This is a genomic window from Desulfobulbus alkaliphilus, assembly GCF_016918545.1.
GTDB lineage: Bacteria > Desulfobacterota > Desulfobulbia > Desulfobulbales > Desulfobulbaceae > Desulfobulbus > Desulfobulbus alkaliphilus.
In genome coordinates, this window is the sequence record NZ_JAFFQC010000282.1 from 1 (window position 1) to 434 (window position 434).

General features: G+C 62.0%; 2 protein-coding genes. Both read left to right on the forward strand.

Annotated elements, in window-relative coordinates; all coding sequences use genetic code 11:
* Positions 1–210, forward strand: a 210-nt coding sequence (locus tag JWG43_RS18535) for a permuted SH3 domain-containing protein (RefSeq protein WP_504208233.1), incomplete at its 5' end; no start/stop codon positions are given.
* A 10-nt stretch (positions 211–220) separates the two neighbouring features.
* The coding region (locus tag JWG43_RS18540) for an efflux RND transporter permease subunit (RefSeq protein ID WP_205244397.1) at positions 221–434 on the forward strand (214 nt) is incomplete at its 3' end.

Here is a 434-nt window from a genome sequence, read left to right on the forward strand (position 1 = left end):
ACCCTGGACAAGGACAACGTGGTCGGCACCCAGAAGGTGACGGTCAGCGAGACCATCGGCGACATGTACCTTGTGGACTCCGGCCTCAAGGGCGGGGAACGCATCATCTGTGAAGGCATGGTCAAGGCCCGTCCCGGTGCCAAGGTCAGCGTCATGGGTGACGGACAGGCCCAGAAGGGACAGGCCGCCCAGAAGACCGCTCAGAAGTAGGTGATGGTCTATGGCAGCTTCGGCAAAACCAAATATCTTTTTGCGCAGACCGATCCTTTCGTCGGTCATCTCCATCGTGATCACGCTGGTGGGCGCGCTGGCCATGAAGGCCCTGCCCATCGCCCAGTATCCTGAACTGGTGCCGCCCACGGTCAACGTGACGGTCTTCTATCCCGGCGCTTCGGCCGAGACCATCGCCGGTACCGTGCTGGCCCCCCTGGAAG